The sequence below is a fragment of the Klebsiella ornithinolytica genome (assembly GCF_030505655.1).
In the GTDB taxonomy this organism is placed as follows: domain Bacteria; phylum Pseudomonadota; class Gammaproteobacteria; order Enterobacterales; family Enterobacteriaceae; genus Klebsiella; species Klebsiella ornithinolytica.
The window spans coordinates 2,390,876-2,407,677 of the sequence record NZ_CP130153.1; the positions used below are offsets into that span (position 1 = coordinate 2,390,876).

Genomic DNA, 16,802 nt, shown 5'->3' on the forward strand with positions numbered 1-16,802 from the left:
TATGATGGAGTGTGAGGTATACGAGAGTCATGGAATGAAGGAAGACGTATGAAATCAGGTCACTTTATCGGCGTAATGTCCGGAACCAGCCTTGATGGCATTGATGTGGTTCTGGCGGCAATCAACGAAAGCGTAGTGGCGCAGCAGGCCAGTCTGTCGTACCCCATTCCGGTGGCAATAAAAGAGGATATTCTGGCTATCTGCCAGGGACAAACGCTGACGTTATCCCAGCTCGGTCAGCTGGATACGCGTCTGGGGCGCTTATTTGCCGATGCCGTGCTGGCCCTTATGCGTCAGGAGAATGTGCAGCCGACGGATATTGTCGCTATCGGTTGTCATGGGCAAACGGTATGGCATGAACCCACTGGCGAAGCGCCGAATACGCTGCAAATCGGGGATAACAACCAGATAGCGGCCCATACCGGCGTGACGGTGGTAGGGGATTTTCGGCGTCGTGATATGGCGCTAGGCGGTCAGGGAGCACCGCTGGTTCCTGCTTTCCACCATGCGCTGTTGGCGCATCCCGTAGAACGGCGGATGGTGCTCAATATCGGCGGGATTGCCAACCTGTCGCTGTTGGCACCGGGCGTGCCGGTCCGCGGCTATGACACCGGGCCGGGTAATATGCTGATGGATGCGTGGATCTGGCGTCAGTGTGGCAAACCCTACGATAAAGACGCGCAGTGGGCCAGCGAAGGCAAGGTGCTGCTACCGCTGCTACAAAATATGCTCAGCGACCCGTGGTTTGCGCTCCCGGCGCCGAAAAGCACCGGACGTGAATATTTCAACTACGGCTGGCTGGAGCGCCATCTGGCTCGTTTCCAGGGGCTGCGTCCGCAGGATGTGCAGGCGACGCTGGCAGAACTGACGGCGGTGACCATCGCGGAACAGGTGCTGCTGAGCGGCGGCTGTGAACGTCTGCTGGTGTGCGGCGGCGGCGCGCGTAATCCGCTGCTGATGGCGCGGCTGGCAGCGCTGCTGCCGGGAACGGAGGTCTCCACAACCGATGCGGCTGGCATCAGCGGCGATGATATGGAAGCGCTGGCGTTTGCCTGGCTGGCATGGCGGACGATGTCCGGCCTCCCCGGTAATCTCCCGTCGGTCACCGGCGCTTGTGAAGCCACTGTGCTCGGGGCCATCTTCCCCGCAAACCGACCGCAGAATCAGAGTTAACTGAAACACCTATTTTTTATTAACCGGTAAACTGGATGAAGTTAACGGGGGGCGATTTGCCCTCCTGGACCGGGAAAGTCGAAGGCAAACGAATGAAAAAAATCCTTATCGCGGTAGTACCCTTTATGCTCGCAGGCTGTAGCTACTATAACCAGTTTGTGGAGCGGATGCAGACGGATACCCTGGAGTATCAGTGCGATCAGAAACCGCTGACCGTGCACATCAACAATACCCGTCAGATTGCCAGCTTTATCTATGACAACCAGCAGTTGAATCTGGCGCAGGGGCTTTCGGCATCAGGGGCGCGTTACACCGACGGCGTGTATGTCTTCTGGTCGAAAGGCGACAGCGCCACCGTTTACAAGCGCGATCGCGTTGTGCTGGAAAACTGTCAGCTGCAGACGCCCAAACGTTGAGATTTCCGCCCCGGGGGCGCACAATGACGCCACCCGATGACTATTTTCTCAATTGCCATGTCTGATAACGACGAATTGCAGCAAATCGCGCATCTGCGCCGAGAGTATACCCGTGGCGGCCTTCGCCGCCGCGATCTTCCCGCTGAACCGCTGACTTTATTTGAGCGTTGGCTCAGGCAAGCCTGCGACGCCCGGCTGGCCGACCCGACGGCAATGGTCGTCGCGACCGTTGACGAAAACGGTCAACCTTACCAGCGAATTGTTCTGCTCAAGCACTATGACGAAAAAGGGCTGGTGTTTTATACCAACCTCGGAAGCCGCAAAGCCCACCAGATCGAAAACAATCCTCGCGTGAGTCTGCTTTTTCCGTGGCACATGCTGGAGCGTCAGGTGATGGTGACTGGCAAGGCGGAGCGCCTGTCAACGCTGGAAGTGGTGAAGTATTTCCACAGCCGCCCGCGCGACAGCCAGATCGGCGCGTGGGTCTCGCAACAGTCAACCCGCATCTCAGCCCGCGGCATCCTGGAAAGTAAGTTCCTGGAGCTGAAACAGAAATTCCAGCAAGGCGAAGTACCGCTGCCGAGCTTCTGGGGCGGATTCCGCGTGAATATTGAGCAGATGGAGTTCTGGCAGGGCGGTGAACACCGTCTGCACGATCGTTTTTTATACCAGCGCGACAACAGCGCATGGAAAATCGATCGTCTGGCCCCGTAATCCCTGAAATTTGTTGTGTTAAGCGCTGGTGCTGGATGGGCTGGCGCTTTATTCTATAGACTTCATTTTTCAAGCTGCGTCTTTGTTGGCTGTGCCGGCTTATTCCGGTCGTTTGCTTGCGTAAGTCTCCGTACTTGCCGCCTTGAGGCAGCTTGAATGATTTTGCATAGATGTTTTTTTTCGCGTCTGGCGAAAAGTCGTGTACCGGCAAAGGTGCAGTCGTTTATACATGGAGAATTTGATGGCAAGCAGTAACTTGATTAAACAATTGCAAGAGCGGGGGCTGGTAGCCCAGGTGACGGACGAGGAAGCGTTAGCAGAGCGACTGGCGCAAGGCCCGATCGCGCTCTATTGCGGCTTCGATCCAACCGCTGACAGCTTGCATTTGGGGCATCTTGTTCCATTGTTATGCCTGAAACGCTTTCAGCAGGCAGGCCATAAGCCTGTGGCGCTGGTGGGGGGAGCAACCGGTCTGATTGGTGACCCGAGCTTTAAAGCCGCCGAGCGTAAACTGAACACCGAAGATACCGTGCAGGAGTGGGTCGATAAAATTCGCAAACAGGTCGCGCCGTTCCTCGACTTTGATTGCGGTGACAACTCGGCCATTGCCGCGAATAACTACGACTGGTTTGGCAGCATGAACGTGCTGACCTTCCTGCGTGATATCGGCAAGCACTTCTCCGTAAACCAGATGATCAACAAAGAAGCGGTTAAGCAGCGTCTGAACCGCGACGATCAGGGCATCTCATTTACCGAGTTCTCCTATAACCTGCTGCAGGGTTACGACTTCGCGTGTCTGAACAAGCTGCATGGCGTGGCGCTGCAGATTGGCGGTTCCGATCAGTGGGGCAATATCACCTCCGGCATCGACCTGACCCGTCGTCTGCACCAGAACCAGGTGTTTGGTCTGACCGTTCCGCTGATCACCAAAGCCGATGGCACCAAATTTGGTAAGACCGAAGGCGGCGCGGTATGGCTGGATCCGAAAAAGACCAGCCCGTACAAATTCTACCAGTTCTGGATCAACACCGCGGATGCTGACGTTTATCGCTTCCTGAAGTTCTTCACCTTTATGGACATTGCCGAGATCAATGCGCTGGAAGAGGAAGATAAAAACAGCGGTAAGGCCCCGCGCGCGCAGTACGTGCTGGCCGAACAGGTCACTCGTCTGGTACATGGTGAAGAAGGGCTGGTGGCGGCAAAACGCATTACCGAAAGCCTGTTTAACGGCAATCTGAGCGACCTGAGCGAAGCCGACTTCGAACAGCTGGCGCAGGATGGCGTGCCGATGATTGAACTGGAAAAAGACGCCGACCTGATGCAGGCGCTGGTGGATTCTGAGCTGCAGCCATCGCGTGGCCAGGCGCGTAAGACAATCGCCTCCAACGCCGTCACCATCAACGGTGAAAAACAGTCTGACCCGGAATATGTATTTAATGACGGCGATCGTCTGTTTGGTCGCTACACCTTACTGCGTCGCGGTAAGAAAAATTACTGTCTGGTCTGCTGGAAGTAATTGCGTAAAGGCAGGGGCGTGGGAAACCACGCCCCTTATTTTTTGCTGTCAGGTATCCAAGATGAAGAACATCCTCGCCATCCAGTCCCACGTTGTATTTGGTCACGCCGGCAACAGTGCCGCAGAGTTTCCGATGCGCCGCCTTGGCGCAAACGTCTGGCCCCTTAACACCGTTCAGTTCTCCAACCATACGCAGTACGGGAAATGGACCGGTTGCGTGATGCCGCCTGCGCATCTGACCGAGATCGTTCAGGGGATTGCTGATATTAATCAGCTGCAGCGCTGTGATGCGGTACTGAGTGGCTATCTGGGCTCCGCCGAACAGGGAGAGCATATTCTCGGTATCGTGCGTCAGGTCAAAGCGGCCAATCCGGCGGCGAAATATTTCTGCGACCCGGTGATGGGACACCCTGAAAAAGGCTGCATCGTCGCACCCGGCGTGGCGGAGTTTCACGTCCGCCATGCGCTGCCGGCGAGCGACATCATTGCCCCCAACCTGATTGAGCTGGAAATCCTCTGCGGTCATCCGGTGGCGAACGTTGCGCAAGCCGTCTTAGCCGCGCGCGAGCTGATTGCGCAGGGCCCGCAGATTGTGCTGGTTAAGCATCTTGCCCGCGCCGGGCTGAGTATGGACCGGTTCGAAATGCTGCTGGTGACGGCTGATGAAGCCTGGCATATCAGTCGCCCGCTGGTGGACTTTGGTCTGCGTCAGCCGGTTGGCGTCGGCGATGTTACCAGCGGACTGCTGCTGGTTAAACTGCTGCAGGGGGCCCGGCTTCGCGATGCGCTGGAACATGTGACCGCCGCGGTGTATGAAATTATGCTGGCCACGAAAAATATGCAGGAGTACGAGCTGCAGGTGGTGGCCGCCCAGGATCGTATTGCCCAGCCGGAGCACTACTTCAGCGCCACGCAGCTGTAACCGAAGAACTGCCCGGCCTCGCAGCCGGGCAGAGGATGTCAGGGGATTAAACTCCTTCCGCCGCCAGCGCCGCGGCTACCGATGGACGAGCGGCCACGTGTTTCATCCAGGCCTCGATATTGCTGTAACCGGTCATATCCAGCTTCACGGCCCACGCCCAGCGCAGTACGGTAAACAGGTAGCCATCAGCGATGGTGAAACGATGCCCGCTCAGCCACTGCTTCTCCTTCAGCGACTCATCAATGTAATGCAGCTTCTTCTCCAGCTGAGCGCGCGCGATCGGTTTGTAATCTTCCGGCGTGTCCGGGCGGAATAGCGGCGTAAAGCCTTTATGCAGCTCCGTCGCGACGTAGTTTAGCCACTCCAGTGTCTGATAGCGCGCAATGGTGCCCACCGGCGCCAGCAGCTGGCGATCCGGCACCCGATCGGCAATGTATTGCATGATGGCGACGCCTTCTGTAAGCAGGATCTCGTCGTCAAGTAGCAGCGCCGGAACCTGTCCCTTCGGGTTGATCCGCAGATAATCCTCCCCGTTTTCCAGGCGCTTCTTCTGCAGGTCGACGCCTTGTAAGGTGAAGTCCAGTCCGCTTTCGCGCAGGGCGATATGTGATGCAAGGGAACAGGCGCCGGGTTTGTAGAACAGTTTCATCAGTAACTCCTCGTGGCTGCAGTTTTCTGTATGTTAGCCCAGGGGTAAAAAAAAAGCCGCTAACAAAACGTTAGCGGCCTAAATTTATTGGTTTTCCCGAAGCGCTTAAGCGGTTGCCGTATCGCGAGCTTTGCTCAGTGAGTCGTCATCCTGGGTCATGCGGTTCAGTTTCGGCGCGATAGCAAACATCAGCACGGCGATAACTGCGGTAGCAATACCAATCTGCAGGAAGACATGGCCATAGACGGCAAGAGACTGCAGCGGGTCGGTCACGTTCTCCGGTACCGCCATCAGGTTGGCGACTTTACCGGCGATGATAGCGGCACCTGCGGTAGTCAGGAACCAGCTGCCCATGATAAAGCCCATCAGGCGCTGTGGTACCAGCTGTGCCACCATCGCCAGACCCAGACCGGAAATCATCAGCTCACCGATACTCTGCAGCGCGTAGCTCAGAATCAGCCAGTTAACGGAGACGATACCGGCGTCGGTTGCAAATTTGGCGCCCAGCGGCAGGACGAGGAAGGCCAGCGAGCAGAGCACCATGCCAATCGCAAATTTGTGCGGCATCGGCAGACGGTCGCCCATCTTGTTATAGATAGCGGCCAGAATCGGGCTGCCGATCATAATCCAGAACGGGTTCAGCGCCTGGAACTGTTCAGGCTGGAAGCTAATGCCCAGAATGGCGTGCTCAACGTTGCGGATAGCAAAGAAGTTCAGTGACGTCGGCATCTGGCTGTAGAGGACGAAGAAGACGATCGCCTGAACCATCAGAATGAAGGCCACAATCATCTTACGACGCGCAGCACCTTTCATCGCAATCGCTTCTTTAGCAAAAATAATCACGATACCCAGAGCCACCACGCCAAGCACCATGCGGGCAATGCCCTGGTTGTGCAGCAGCCAGGTCGCAATCACCACCAGCACGACCACGCCGACGATGGTCGCCAGCAGTTTACCGAAGTGTACCGGGGCAAAGTCAGGCTTCGAACCGTAGTTTTTTACCCATTTTTTGCAGAACATGAAGTTCACCAGGGTAATCAGCATCCCGACGAAGCTCAGAGAGAAGGCGATGCTCCAGCCGAATTTCGCCGCCAGCCACGGGGTAGCCAGCATCGAGAAGAAGGAACCGATGTTGATGGACATGTAGTACATCGTAAATGCGCCATCAAGACGCGGGTCATCTTTCTCATAGCAGGTCGAGAGCAGGGAAGACGGGTTAGCCTTAAACAGGCCGTTACCGACGGCGATGGTCGCCATACCCATATAAACGATAGCCGCGTCATGTCCGGAATACGCCACCAGGGCGTAGCCGATAGCGAGGACGATAGTCCCCAGCATAATCACGCGCTTAGTACCGAGCACTTTATCGCCCAGCCAGCCGCCGATAGCCACGAGGCCATAAACCAGCGCACTGAAGGAGGAGAAGAGAGTAATAGAATCCGCTTCTGACATACCCAGCTGTTTGACCAGGTAAACGGCCATGATCCCTTGCAGGCCGTAATAACCAAAACGCTCCCATAATTCGATCGAGAAGATCAGATAGAACGATTTCGGTTGTTTGAAAGCGTTCAGACTCACGCTTTCTGCTGGTTTATTGTTTGCAGTTGACACATATACCTCTTTTTTTACATCCCATATTAACGGGGGGTGTTCGGGGCGCAATCTGATAAGACCGCCGCCTTTATAGTTATTCTGGAGGGAAAACGGGAAGTAATGTTCACTATCCTGGCCGTTCAGGCAAGCGTTTTGTAATACTCTGTTACATATATCTTAAGCGTTATAATACGCCAGTCATTCAAATGTTATACAGAGTTAAATTTCACCTTTTACACATTGGTGATATTTTTATCTGTCGAGACCGGAATGGAATCGGATAATGGCGATATATTCTGCTGATAAGCCTTGAACATAGTGATATAGCCCATAATCCTAAAAAATGATGGGGTATTGTCCTGGTAAGTGGTGCTCTGGTATTGGAAATACTGGCTTTCTTTATCATTGCGACAACAATAATTTAACATTAAGTTGCGTGGATGATCTGGATCACAAATGTATAGAAATTTTTTCACCACAAAAAATGATTAACCTGGATGAACGTTATATAGACGGTTAATTGTCCTGTAGAGCGCAGAAATAGTGGCGTTAAAGCTAAGGGAATGGCGGGAAGAACAGAACCATTACCACAAGCAGGGTAATGGTTCTGCCAGAATGTTATGCGTAGACTTTTTCTTTAAACTCGCACAGATCTTCAATCAGGCAGGAGCCGCAGCGAGGTTTGCGCGCAATACAGGTATAGCGGCCGTGGAGAATAAGCCAGTGGTGGCAGTCGACTTTAAATTCGGCGGGAACGACCTTTAGCAGCTTTTCCTCCACCTGTTCAACGTTCTTCCCTGGGGCAAATTGTGTCCGATTGCAAACGCGAAAAATATGCGTATCCACGGCAATCGTCGGCCAGCCGAACGCGGTATTCAGTACCACGTTGGCGGTTTTACGTCCCACGCCGGGAAGGGCTTCCAGCGCCGCCCTGTCCTCGGGAACCTCGCCATTGTGCTGCTCAAGCAGAATCCGGCAGGTTTTAATCACATTTTCAGCTTTGCTGTTAAATAACCCGATAGTTTTGATATACGCTTTGACGCCATCAACACCCAGCGCCAGCATGGCTGCCGGCGTATTGGCCACCGGATAGAGCTTTGCCGTGGCTTTATTCACGCTGACGTCGGTCGCCTGCGCCGAGAGTAGTACGGCTATCAGTAATTCGAACGGGGAGCTGAAATTCAGTTCCGTTGTGGGGTGCGGGTCGTTATCCCGCAGTCGGGTCAGTATTTCCAGACGTTTGCTCTTATTCATCCCAGACTTTCCCTGTGCGCATCAACTGGCGTGGCTTGATTCGCTTCAGCTGCTTTCGCTTTACGTTGCTTAGTTCGTTCGTCAATCAGGTATTTCACCGCCAGCATCATCCCTAAACCGATAAAGGCGCCCGGCGGCAGCATCGCCAGCAGGAACGGCGTATCGGTGTGGAATACTTCGATACGCAGCACTTTCGCCCAGCTACCCAGCAGGCTATCGGCCCCATCAAACAGCGTCCCGTTGCCGAGGATTTCTCGCAGCGAACCGAGCACAAACATCGCGCAGGTCGCCCCCATACCAATGGAGAAACCATCCAGCGCCGACAGTGCCGGCCCTTTTTTGGCAGCGAACGCTTCGGCACGACCGACCACGATGCAGTTGGTTACAATCAGCGGAATAAAAATTCCCAGAGACTGATACAGACCAAATGCATAGGCGTTAATCAGCATCTGTACGACGCTCACGACCGAAGCGATGATCATGACATAAATCGGTATACGAATTTCAGCCGGTGTCCAGCGGCGCAGGCTGGAGATTGTCAGGTTGGTCAGCGTCAGCACCAGGGTTGTCGCCAGTCCCAGCCCTAACGCATTGGTGGCGGTAGAGGTCACGGCGAGCAGGGGGCACATGCCTAACAGTTGGACCAGCGCGGAGTTGTTTTTCCACAACCCCTGAACAATAACGTCTTTGACTTCGCTCATGGCTTACTCTCCACAGGACGTGAGTTCGGGAATCTGTGCGGGCAGCGTTTGCGCGTACAGGCCGGCACGCTTAACGGCGTTGACTACCGCGCGTGGGGTAATAGTGGCGCCGGTGAACTGATCGAAATCACCGCCGTCTTTTTTCACGGCAAAGTGGCTGTCGCCGGAACCGTGAATGACTTTGCCCGCAAAGTGGGTTATCCAGTCCGACAGACGGAGTTCAATTTTGTCGCCAAGGCCGGGCGTCTCATGATGCTCCGTTACGCGGGTGCCAAGAACGGTGCCTTTGAAGTCGGCGGCAACCAGCAGCTGAATCGCACCGGAGTAACCATCGGGGGCGGTCGCTTCCATCACCACTCCGACCGGAGCATCGTTATTTTTGGCAATCCAGATCTTATGCTGACCTTTACCGAGCGGTGGCGCTGTGACCAGGTAGCAGCTCTGCAGCAAATCGTTATTATAGCGGTCCGCAGGCAAAACCTGATTGAACAGCGCTTTTTGCTGGGTCGCCGCCTGCTCAGCAATCGTCGATTTTGTCAGCTCATTGATGGCCGCGGTTAACCCGGTAGAGCCGGCGGCGAAGAGCGCCAGCGTAATGCCGTGTTTGCGCATGCTTTTTAACATCATCGGTCCTCAGCGGTGGCCATAGACGCGCGGGCGCGTGTAGTAGTCGATTAACGGAACGGTAATGTTCGCCAGCAGCACGGCAAAAGCCACACCGTCAGGATAACCGCCAAAGCTGCGGATGAGCCACACCAGCAGACCCGCGAGGGCGCCGAATATCAGGCGGCCGCGGTTGGTGGTGGAGGCGGTAACCGGATCCGTTAAAATAAAGAATGCGCCGAGCATGGTCGCGCCGGAAAGCAGATGAATCTGCGGGGCCGCGAAGCTCTGCGGTGAAAACAGCCAGCCCAGGGTGGCGCAGAGGGTCAGGCTAAGCAGGAAGCTCAGCGGGATATGCCAGCGAATAGTCTTCTGCCAGAGTAAAAACAGACCGCCGACCAGATAGGCGATATTGACCCACTGCCAGCCAAGACCGGCCAGCGTGCCGCCGTAGATCGGGTACTGCAGGATCTCCTTCACCGCATGACCGGCATGCAGTGACGTTTTAAACGTATCCAGCGGCGTAGCCTGGCTGATGCCATCGATCCCCAGCCGCAGGGCGTTCATATCGTTGCCGCTGGCGGTGTGACCGCTAAAAATAACCTGCAGGGCGTCGGTGAAGCCCGGAACGGTGGCCGCAATTTCATGCGGCGGCAGCCAGGAAGTCATCTGCACCGGGAATGAGATCAGCAGCACAACATAGCCAATCATCGCCGGGTTAAACGGGTTGTGGCCCAGCCCCCCGTACAGCTGCTTGGCAATAATAACGGCAAAGGCGGTACCCAAAACGACCAGCCACCAGGGAGCCAGCGGCGGAATACTAATGGCCAGCAGCAGACCGGTCAGTAGCGCGGAGTTATCGGCAAGCGTGGCGGCAATATTCTGTTTCCGCAACCTGAGGATGGCGGCTTCTGTCGCCCAGGCCGTGAGGGAGGCGAGGACGAGCTGCACCACGGTTCCCCAGCCAAAAAACCAGGTCTGAACCGCGATGCCGGGTACGGCTGCGAGCAGAACCAGCAGCATAATCCGTGAGGTCTGACGCTGGTTGTGGGTATAAGGAGAGCTTGCGATTCTGAAAACCATTTATTCCTCGTTAACTGCCTGCCGGGATGCTTTCCTGGCCTGAACGCGGGCGATTGCTTCGGCGACCGCGGCTTTGCGCGGATCGTCGTTGGCGGTTGACTGGGTCATCTCTTGCTGCCCGGCCTTGCGGGCCTTCGCGCGGGCGATAGCCGCTTCAACGGCCGCTTTGCGCGGGTCGATGGCTTCGGCGGCGGGCTGAACGTCAGCCGGTGCGGCGGCCTGCTGCTCAGCCTTGCGGGCCTTCGCGCGGGCGATAGCCGCTTCAACGGCCGCTTTACGCGGGTCGACGACTTCGGCGGCGGGCTGAAGGTCAGCCGGTGCGGCGGCCTGCTGCTCAGCCTTGCGGGCCTTCGCGCGGGCGATAGCCGCTTCAACGGCCGCTTTGCGCGGGTCGACGGCTTCGGCGGCGGGCTGAACGTCAGCCGGTGTGGCGGCCTGCTGCTCAGCCTTGCGGGCCTTCGCGCGGGCGATAGCCGCTTCAACGGCCGCTTTACGCGGGTCGACGGCTTCGGTTGCAGGCTGAACGTCAGCCGGTGCGGCGGCCTGCTGCTCAGCCTTGCGGGCCTTCGCGCGGGCGATAACCGCTTCAACGGCCGCTTTACGCGGGTCAACGGCTTCGGCGGCGGGCTGAACGTGAGCCTCGGTCGCAAGTTGCCCCGTATCCTGATCCTGCAGCGCCAGTTTGCGGGCGCGGGTTTCGGCTTTACGAGCTTCGCGGGCGGCGATCGCTTCACTGTTATCCGGTTTCGCGCCTGCCTGGACTACGATCGGCTGGGCGGCATCGCGTTGTTTTTCGCGAACCCGGGCCAGCGCCGCGTTAATCGCCGCATGATCTTTCGCGGCCGGTTGAACAGCAGACTGTTTGTGGCGCTCCAGGCGTGCGGCTTTGTCCCGTTCCAGGCGAGCCTGGCGGGCCTCAAAGCGGGCTTTGGCCTCCGCTGCACGCTTTTCTTCCTGACGGATAGCCGTAATCTCGGCCTTTTCCTGACGGAAATATTGTACCAGCGGAATATTACTCGGACAGACCCAGGCGCAGGCGCCGCACTCGATGCAGTCGGCCAGGTTATGGGCGGTGGCTTTATCGTGCTGCTGGCCTTTGCTGAACCAGTACAGCTGCTGCGGCAGCAGATCGGCCGGACAGGCGTCCGCACAGGCGCTGCAGCGAATACACCCTTTCTCTTCCTCGGGGTCGCCCATTTCGCTTGCCGATGGCGCCAGCAGGCAGTTGGTGATTTTGACCACCGGAACGTCAAGCCACGGCAGGGTGAACCCCATCAGCGGGCCGCCCATAATGACCATCTGTTCGGCGCTCGGGCAGAAGCCGGCATCTTCCAGCAGATGGCGAACCGGCGTTCCCAGTCGCGCCCACACGTTGCCAGGGCGGGTAACCGCCTCGCCGGTGAGGGTGACAACGCGCTCGGTCAGCGGCTCACCGTCGATCACCGCACGTTTAACCGCATAGGCGGTACCGACGTTTTGCATCAGCACGCCGATGTCCGACGAGCGCCCGCCGTGGGGAACCTGTTTGCCGGTGAGGATCTGCGTCAGCTGCTTCGCGCCGCCGGACGGGTATTTGGTGGGAATCACCCGCAGTTCGATACCGTGAGCATCGGCAAGGACTGCCCGCATCATCGAGATGGCCTGCGGTTTATTATCCTCAATACCGATCAGCACCTGGCGCGGCTGTAAAATATGGGCCAGGATGCGGATGCCGGCGATAATTTGCGCTGCGCAATCCTGCATCAGGCGATCGTCGGCGGTAATATAGGGTTCGCATTCAGCGGCGTTAATAATCAGGGTTTCAATTTTGTCGCCGCCGCCGCGTAATTTGCTGCCGGTCGGGAATCCCGCGCCGCCCAGCCCGGCCACGCCGAACTGGTGAATACGCTCGATGAGCTCTTCACGGGTTTTGTTTGCGTAATCACTCCAGCCGTCACGCTCAATCCACCGGTCTTCACCGTCGGCATCGATAATGACGCTCATCTCGGCGAGGGCGGAAGGGTGAGCGGTCGAGTGCGGCGCGATGGCGCTGACGGTACCGGAGGTCGGGGCATGAACCGGCAACATTCGTCCCCAGCCGCGGGTCAGCGGCTGACCACGCAGTACGCGATCGCCAGGCCGCACGCAGAGCTCACCCTCAGCGCCGATATGCTGTTTTAACGGGATCACAAACTGCTGCGGCAGGGAAACCTGGCGCAGCGGCGTGCCGTTAGACTGGCTTTTCATTTCAGGCGGGTGAATACCGCCGTTGAAGTCCCAGACTTTATCTTTTCTGAACGCGGAAAATAGCTTAAACATGTTGTTCCACAGGAATATTGCGTACTGGAATAGTGTGCAGGTCCCACTTCCAGTTTTCAGTGGTCGTCGCGACAGGAACCATTTCGATACATTGCGTCGGGCAGGGCGCGACGCAAAGATTACAGCCGGTACAAAGATCGCTCATCACGGTGTGCATTGCGCGAGTTGCGCCAACAATCGCATCAACCGGGCAGGCCTGGATACATTTTGTGCAGCCGATACAGTTATTTTCGTCAATGACCGCGAGCATGCGTGCAGGCTCGAGTTGTTGTTCATCGCCATCGATGGGCTGCGGGTCGACGTTCAGCAGAGCGGCAATTTTTAGCATCACCGCTTCGCCGCCTGGGGCGCAGCGGTTGATTTTCTCACCCTGAGTGCCGACGGCCTCGGCATAAGGACGACAGCCGGGGTAGCCGCATTGTCCACACTGACTCTGCGGAAGAAGCTCATCGACTTTTTCAACAACGGGATCATCTTCTACTTCAAACCGACGGGAGGCGTATCCCAGAATCACGCCAAAAATGAGCCCCAACAGGCTAATGGCGATCACGGCTATCCAGACTGCACTCATATTACAACTTCACCAAACCACTAAAGCCCATAAATGCCAGCGACATTAAACCCGCAGTAACCAGGGCAATGGCATTACCACGAAACGGCGCAGGCACATCCGCAACCACCAGCCGTTCGCGAATAGCGGCGAACAGCACCATCACCAGCGAGAAACCGACCGCGGCGGCAAAACCGTAGAGCGCGGACTGCAAGAAGTTATGCCCGAGGTTAATATTCAGCAGCGCGACGCCGAGCACCGCACAGTTGGTAGTGATCAGCGGTAAGAAAATACCCAGCAGTCGATACAGGGCAGGGCTGGTTTTACGCACCACCATCTCGGTGAACTGCACCACTACCGCGATAACCAGGATAAAAGCCAGGGTCCGCAGGTAGATCAGGTTAAGCGGGATAAGAATCCAGGTATCAATCAGCCAGGCGCAAATTGAGGCCAGCGTCATCACAAAGGTGGTGGCCAGCCCCATCCCCATTGCGGTTTCCAGTTTTTTGGAAACCCCCATAAACGGGCACAGTCCAAGAAACTTCACCAGCACGAAGTTGTTCACAAGGACAGTACCAATAAAGAGCAGTAAATAATCAGCCATCAACTCGACCTGAAAACAGAAAAAGCCGCCTATTATCGAATAAATCGATACCGGCGACAACAGGTTAACTGTGGGGTTATTACGAATTCACGAAGGTTCGCTTAACCCGTGCGGAACGTTTGAAATAGGGGACCAACAGCGCCGCGGCAAGAAGCGGAAACAGCAGCTGGCGCAAGGCCATCGCGTCTGAAATCGGTGAAAAAGCAAAGGCCTTTATCGCCAGCAGCAGAGAGATGAGCAGCCAGATAATATAGTGCTTTGGTACGATGCTTCGCCGTTTGAAAAACGCAATGGTCAGCCACAGGGTATAGTACCACATGGCGAGGGCGAACAGCAGCGACCCCACCCAAAGCAGGAGGTGCCCGGCGCTCATTTCCGCCAGCAGGGCGTAGGTCCGGGAGCTCATCAACGCATTAGCAAAGATCAACAGCGACAGCGAAGTGCTAAGCAGAGCAACCAGTAGCCATGCGAGCGGTGCCAGCAGCCACCCGCCGATACGTTCTGCAGAGTGAGAAGACATGATTTCTCCCGGATTCAATCAAAATAAAGAGCGGGAGTATAAGCAACTGGCATGGCTGAGAACAGTTTTTATTGCACGTAACGCCAGACGGATTTCGGAACCTGCCCGACATCGAACAATTTACCGCCAGAAACCAGCTCTGCCCGGCGGTGATCGGCTGCGCGATACATGTTGACGATTTCCGTGGTGTCGGTCAGGGAATAGTTAAGATGGTCAAAAAGTTTTTCAAGGCTTTCAAGGGAACTGATTTTACGGAATTTTAATAAGTAGTCCTGAACGGTCATTTGCGGTTCCATTTTATAATCGGAATAAACAAGTCGAATATTAACAACTGTCGGTAAACCAACTTTCAACAAACGGTGCCTTCTTAACGGGCCGGATGAAATTATTTAGGTTGTAAATACTAAAGACAAGAAATGATTTCATTCCTGGGGTAGTCAAAAGAAATTTAAGAATATTCTAGGGCTAAATCAGGCGCCGGGCGGCGCCTGGGAGAGAAGATTAACGCTGTTTGCCCCGGCTGGCAATAACGTTTTGATACCAAAAAAAGCTCTTTTTCCGTTTACGGGCGAGCCCTTGCTGATGATCAACATACACAAAACCGTATTGTTTTTGGTAACCGTTCAGCCAGCTCAGCAGATCAATAAACGACCACGGATAATAACCGCGGACATCGGCCCCCGCCTCAAGGGCTTTTTCCAGCGCATTAATATGGCTGCTAAGATAGTCGATGCGCGGATCGTCAACGACTTCGCCATCAATAATCGGATCTTTCGCGCCTAAACCATTTTCGGTGATGTAAATGGGAATATCGCCATAGCGTGCTTTGATCATCATTATGCCGTCGGTTAACCCCTGCGGCCAAATCTCCCAGCCCCATTCGGTATAGGTGCTCTGCGGGTTACGCACGAAGTAAAACAGACCTTCGACGCCCGGTTCACCGCCGCTGGGTCCCTCCTGAGGTCGGGCTGAGACGGTTTCACGGCGATAATAGTTGAGTCCAATAAAATCGCAGCGGTTGTCACGCAGCAGCGCGTCATCGCCGGGAGCAAACTGCGGAACACCCCACAGGGTCTGGGTCTGCTGCAAAAGCGACTCGGGGTAATGGCCTTTTAACACCGGATCGTATAGCCAGTGCGTATGTATTGCGTCCGCCATGTCGCTGGCCTGGCGATCTTCTGCGCTGTCGGTGAGCGGCGTATGCGGCTGCAGGACATTAACGAACCCAATCTCGCCCTTGATACCGCTTTGGCGAAACTGTTTAACCGCCAGCGCGTGGGCAATAAAAACGTGATGACAGGCCTGGATAGCGCGCGCCGGATCGCGTACCGCCGGCGGATGACAGCCGTTAATATAGCCGTGACCGATGAACACAATGGTTTCGTTGAAGGTTGCCCACAGCTTCACCCGGGAACCGTAGCGCGCGTAACACAGGCGGGCATACTCGGCGAACGCTTCGGCGGTGCTTCGTGCTTCCCAGCCCCCTTCATCCTGCAGCGCCTGCGGCAGATCCCAATGATAGAGCGTAATCATCGGCTCGATATTGTGAGCCAGCAGCTCATCGATCAAATCGCTATAAAACCGGACGCCCGCTTCGTTAACTTCGCCACGGCCGAGAGGCAGCAGGCGAGGCCAGGAGATAGAGAAACGGTAGCTTTGCAGGCCCATTTCGGCCATCAGGGCAACGTCTTCGCGAAAACGATGATAGTGATCGACGGCGACGTCACCATTGGTGTTCTCGAATGTCGCGCCGGGCTGATGGGCGTATATGTCCCAGATTGACGGGCCTTTACCGTCGGCATCGTGACCGCCTTCAACCTGATAGGCTGCGGTGGCGGCGCCCCAAAGAAAATGTTGCGGAAATGCGGCCATGAAAAACTCCTTATCGAATGATAAAGAGAGTGTAGTGAATGCGTTTATCGCTGTGCAACCGGTTTCTGAAACCGGTTGCACACTTGCGAAGTGGGTCACTGTTTAGCGTCAGCAGAGGCTGACAGGCTAATGGGGCAGCGAGGTCGTTTGCACAACATTAGCTGGAGGCGGGGATTGGTAGTTATCAATGTGGTGAGCGATAACCAAAAGCAGGGCTGAGACGCCAAATACAACCCAACCAATAAGTTCTACAATTCGGTTAAAAACGTTTGCCATAATCCTGAAATTAAAAGTTAAAACAGGAGTAAATGTTACTAAATGGGGAGAGTAACGC

At 55.9% G+C, this 16,802-nt stretch carries 18 protein-coding genes; 5 read left to right on the forward strand and 13 right to left on the reverse strand.

Annotated elements, in window-relative coordinates:
- Positions 1-48: 48 nt before the first annotated feature.
- The 5 genes from anmK (at position 49) to pdxY (ending at position 4,741) form a co-directional block, all read left to right on the forward strand.
- The gene (anmK, locus tag Q1L34_RS11185; protein ID WP_032687401.1) at positions 49-1,173 is read left to right on the forward strand and encodes an anhydro-N-acetylmuramic acid kinase; all 1,125 of its coding nucleotides are present in this window, start codon (positions 49-51) and stop codon (positions 1,171-1,173) included.
- A 92-nt stretch (positions 1,174-1,265) separates the two neighbouring features.
- Positions 1,266-1,589, forward strand: coding sequence for a C-type lysozyme inhibitor (gene mliC, locus Q1L34_RS11190; RefSeq protein WP_015584200.1), 324 nt, complete (start codon positions 1,266-1,268; stop codon positions 1,587-1,589).
- Between the two features lie 57 nt (positions 1,590-1,646).
- Positions 1,647-2,303, forward strand: a complete 657-nt coding sequence (pdxH, locus tag Q1L34_RS11195) for a pyridoxamine 5'-phosphate oxidase (RefSeq protein ID WP_015584201.1) — start codon at positions 1,647-1,649, stop codon at positions 2,301-2,303.
- A gap of 241 nt (positions 2,304-2,544) precedes the next feature.
- Complete coding sequence (tyrS, locus tag Q1L34_RS11200; protein WP_004862674.1) at positions 2,545-3,819, forward strand: tyrosine--tRNA ligase; 1,275 nt, start codon at positions 2,545-2,547, stop codon at positions 3,817-3,819.
- A gap of 61 nt (positions 3,820-3,880) precedes the next feature.
- Positions 3,881-4,741, forward strand: a complete 861-nt coding sequence (gene pdxY, locus Q1L34_RS11205; RefSeq protein ID WP_044349041.1) for a pyridoxal kinase PdxY — start codon at positions 3,881-3,883, stop codon at positions 4,739-4,741.
- Between the two features lie 46 nt (positions 4,742-4,787).
- On the opposite strand, the gene gstA is transcribed toward pdxY, so the two are convergent.
- From gstA to blr, 13 genes are all read right to left on the reverse strand, one after another.
- The gene (gstA, locus tag Q1L34_RS11210; protein WP_015584202.1) at positions 4,788-5,390 is read right to left on the reverse strand and encodes a glutathione transferase GstA; all 603 of its coding nucleotides are present in this window, start codon (positions 5,388-5,390) and stop codon (positions 4,788-4,790) included.
- A 105-nt stretch (positions 5,391-5,495) separates the two neighbouring features.
- A complete protein-coding gene (gene dtpA, locus Q1L34_RS11215) occupies positions 5,496-7,001 on the reverse strand; it encodes a dipeptide/tripeptide permease DtpA (protein WP_015584203.1) in 1,506 nt (501 codons plus the stop codon).
- Positions 7,002-7,601: 600 nt separating this feature from the next.
- A complete protein-coding gene (nth, locus tag Q1L34_RS11220) occupies positions 7,602-8,237 on the reverse strand; it encodes an endonuclease III (RefSeq protein ID WP_004862665.1) in 636 nt (211 codons plus the stop codon).
- Complete coding sequence (locus Q1L34_RS11225; RefSeq protein WP_048025228.1) at positions 8,234-8,938, reverse strand: electron transport complex subunit E; 705 nt, start codon at positions 8,936-8,938, stop codon at positions 8,234-8,236. The genes nth and Q1L34_RS11225 overlap by 4 nt, the downstream gene beginning before the upstream one ends.
- A 3-nt stretch (positions 8,939-8,941) precedes the next feature.
- Entirely contained in the window at positions 8,942-9,562 is a 621-nt protein-coding gene (gene rsxG / locus Q1L34_RS11230) for an electron transport complex subunit RsxG (RefSeq protein ID WP_015584205.1), read from the reverse strand.
- Between the two features lie 9 nt (positions 9,563-9,571).
- A complete protein-coding gene (gene rsxD / locus Q1L34_RS11235; RefSeq protein ID WP_004862657.1) occupies positions 9,572-10,624 on the reverse strand; it encodes an electron transport complex subunit RsxD in 1,053 nt (350 codons plus the stop codon).
- Positions 10,625-12,922 carry an electron transport complex subunit RsxC gene (gene rsxC / locus Q1L34_RS11240; RefSeq protein ID WP_327204508.1) on the reverse strand — a complete coding sequence of 766 codons (2,298 nt, stop codon included), beginning with the start codon at positions 12,920-12,922 and terminating at the stop codon, positions 10,625-10,627.
- Positions 12,915-13,493 (reverse strand): electron transport complex subunit RsxB, encoded by a 579-nt coding sequence (gene rsxB, locus Q1L34_RS11245; protein WP_015584207.1) that lies wholly within the window; start codon positions 13,491-13,493, stop codon positions 12,915-12,917. The genes rsxC and rsxB overlap by 8 nt, the downstream gene beginning before the upstream one ends.
- Position 13,494: 1 nt before the next feature.
- Positions 13,495-14,076, reverse strand: coding sequence for an electron transport complex subunit RsxA (gene rsxA / locus Q1L34_RS11250; protein WP_004862649.1), 582 nt, complete (start codon positions 14,074-14,076; stop codon positions 13,495-13,497).
- Between the two features lie 79 nt (positions 14,077-14,155).
- Positions 14,156-14,596: a DUF2569 domain-containing protein gene (locus tag Q1L34_RS11255; RefSeq protein ID WP_004862645.1), complete on the reverse strand. Its 441-nt coding sequence runs from the start codon at positions 14,594-14,596 to the stop codon at positions 14,156-14,158.
- A gap of 68 nt (positions 14,597-14,664) precedes the next feature.
- A complete protein-coding gene (gene ydgT, locus Q1L34_RS11260) occupies positions 14,665-14,880 on the reverse strand; it encodes a transcription modulator YdgT (RefSeq protein WP_004862642.1) in 216 nt (71 codons plus the stop codon).
- A gap of 217 nt (positions 14,881-15,097) precedes the next feature.
- Positions 15,098-16,468, reverse strand: coding sequence for a GH1 family beta-glucosidase (locus Q1L34_RS11265; protein ID WP_004862640.1), 1,371 nt, complete (start codon positions 16,466-16,468; stop codon positions 15,098-15,100).
- A gap of 126 nt (positions 16,469-16,594) precedes the next feature.
- Positions 16,595-16,744: a division septum protein Blr gene (gene blr / locus Q1L34_RS11270; protein ID WP_071824612.1), complete on the reverse strand. Its 150-nt coding sequence runs from the start codon at positions 16,742-16,744 to the stop codon at positions 16,595-16,597.
- Positions 16,745-16,802 lie beyond the last annotated feature (58 nt).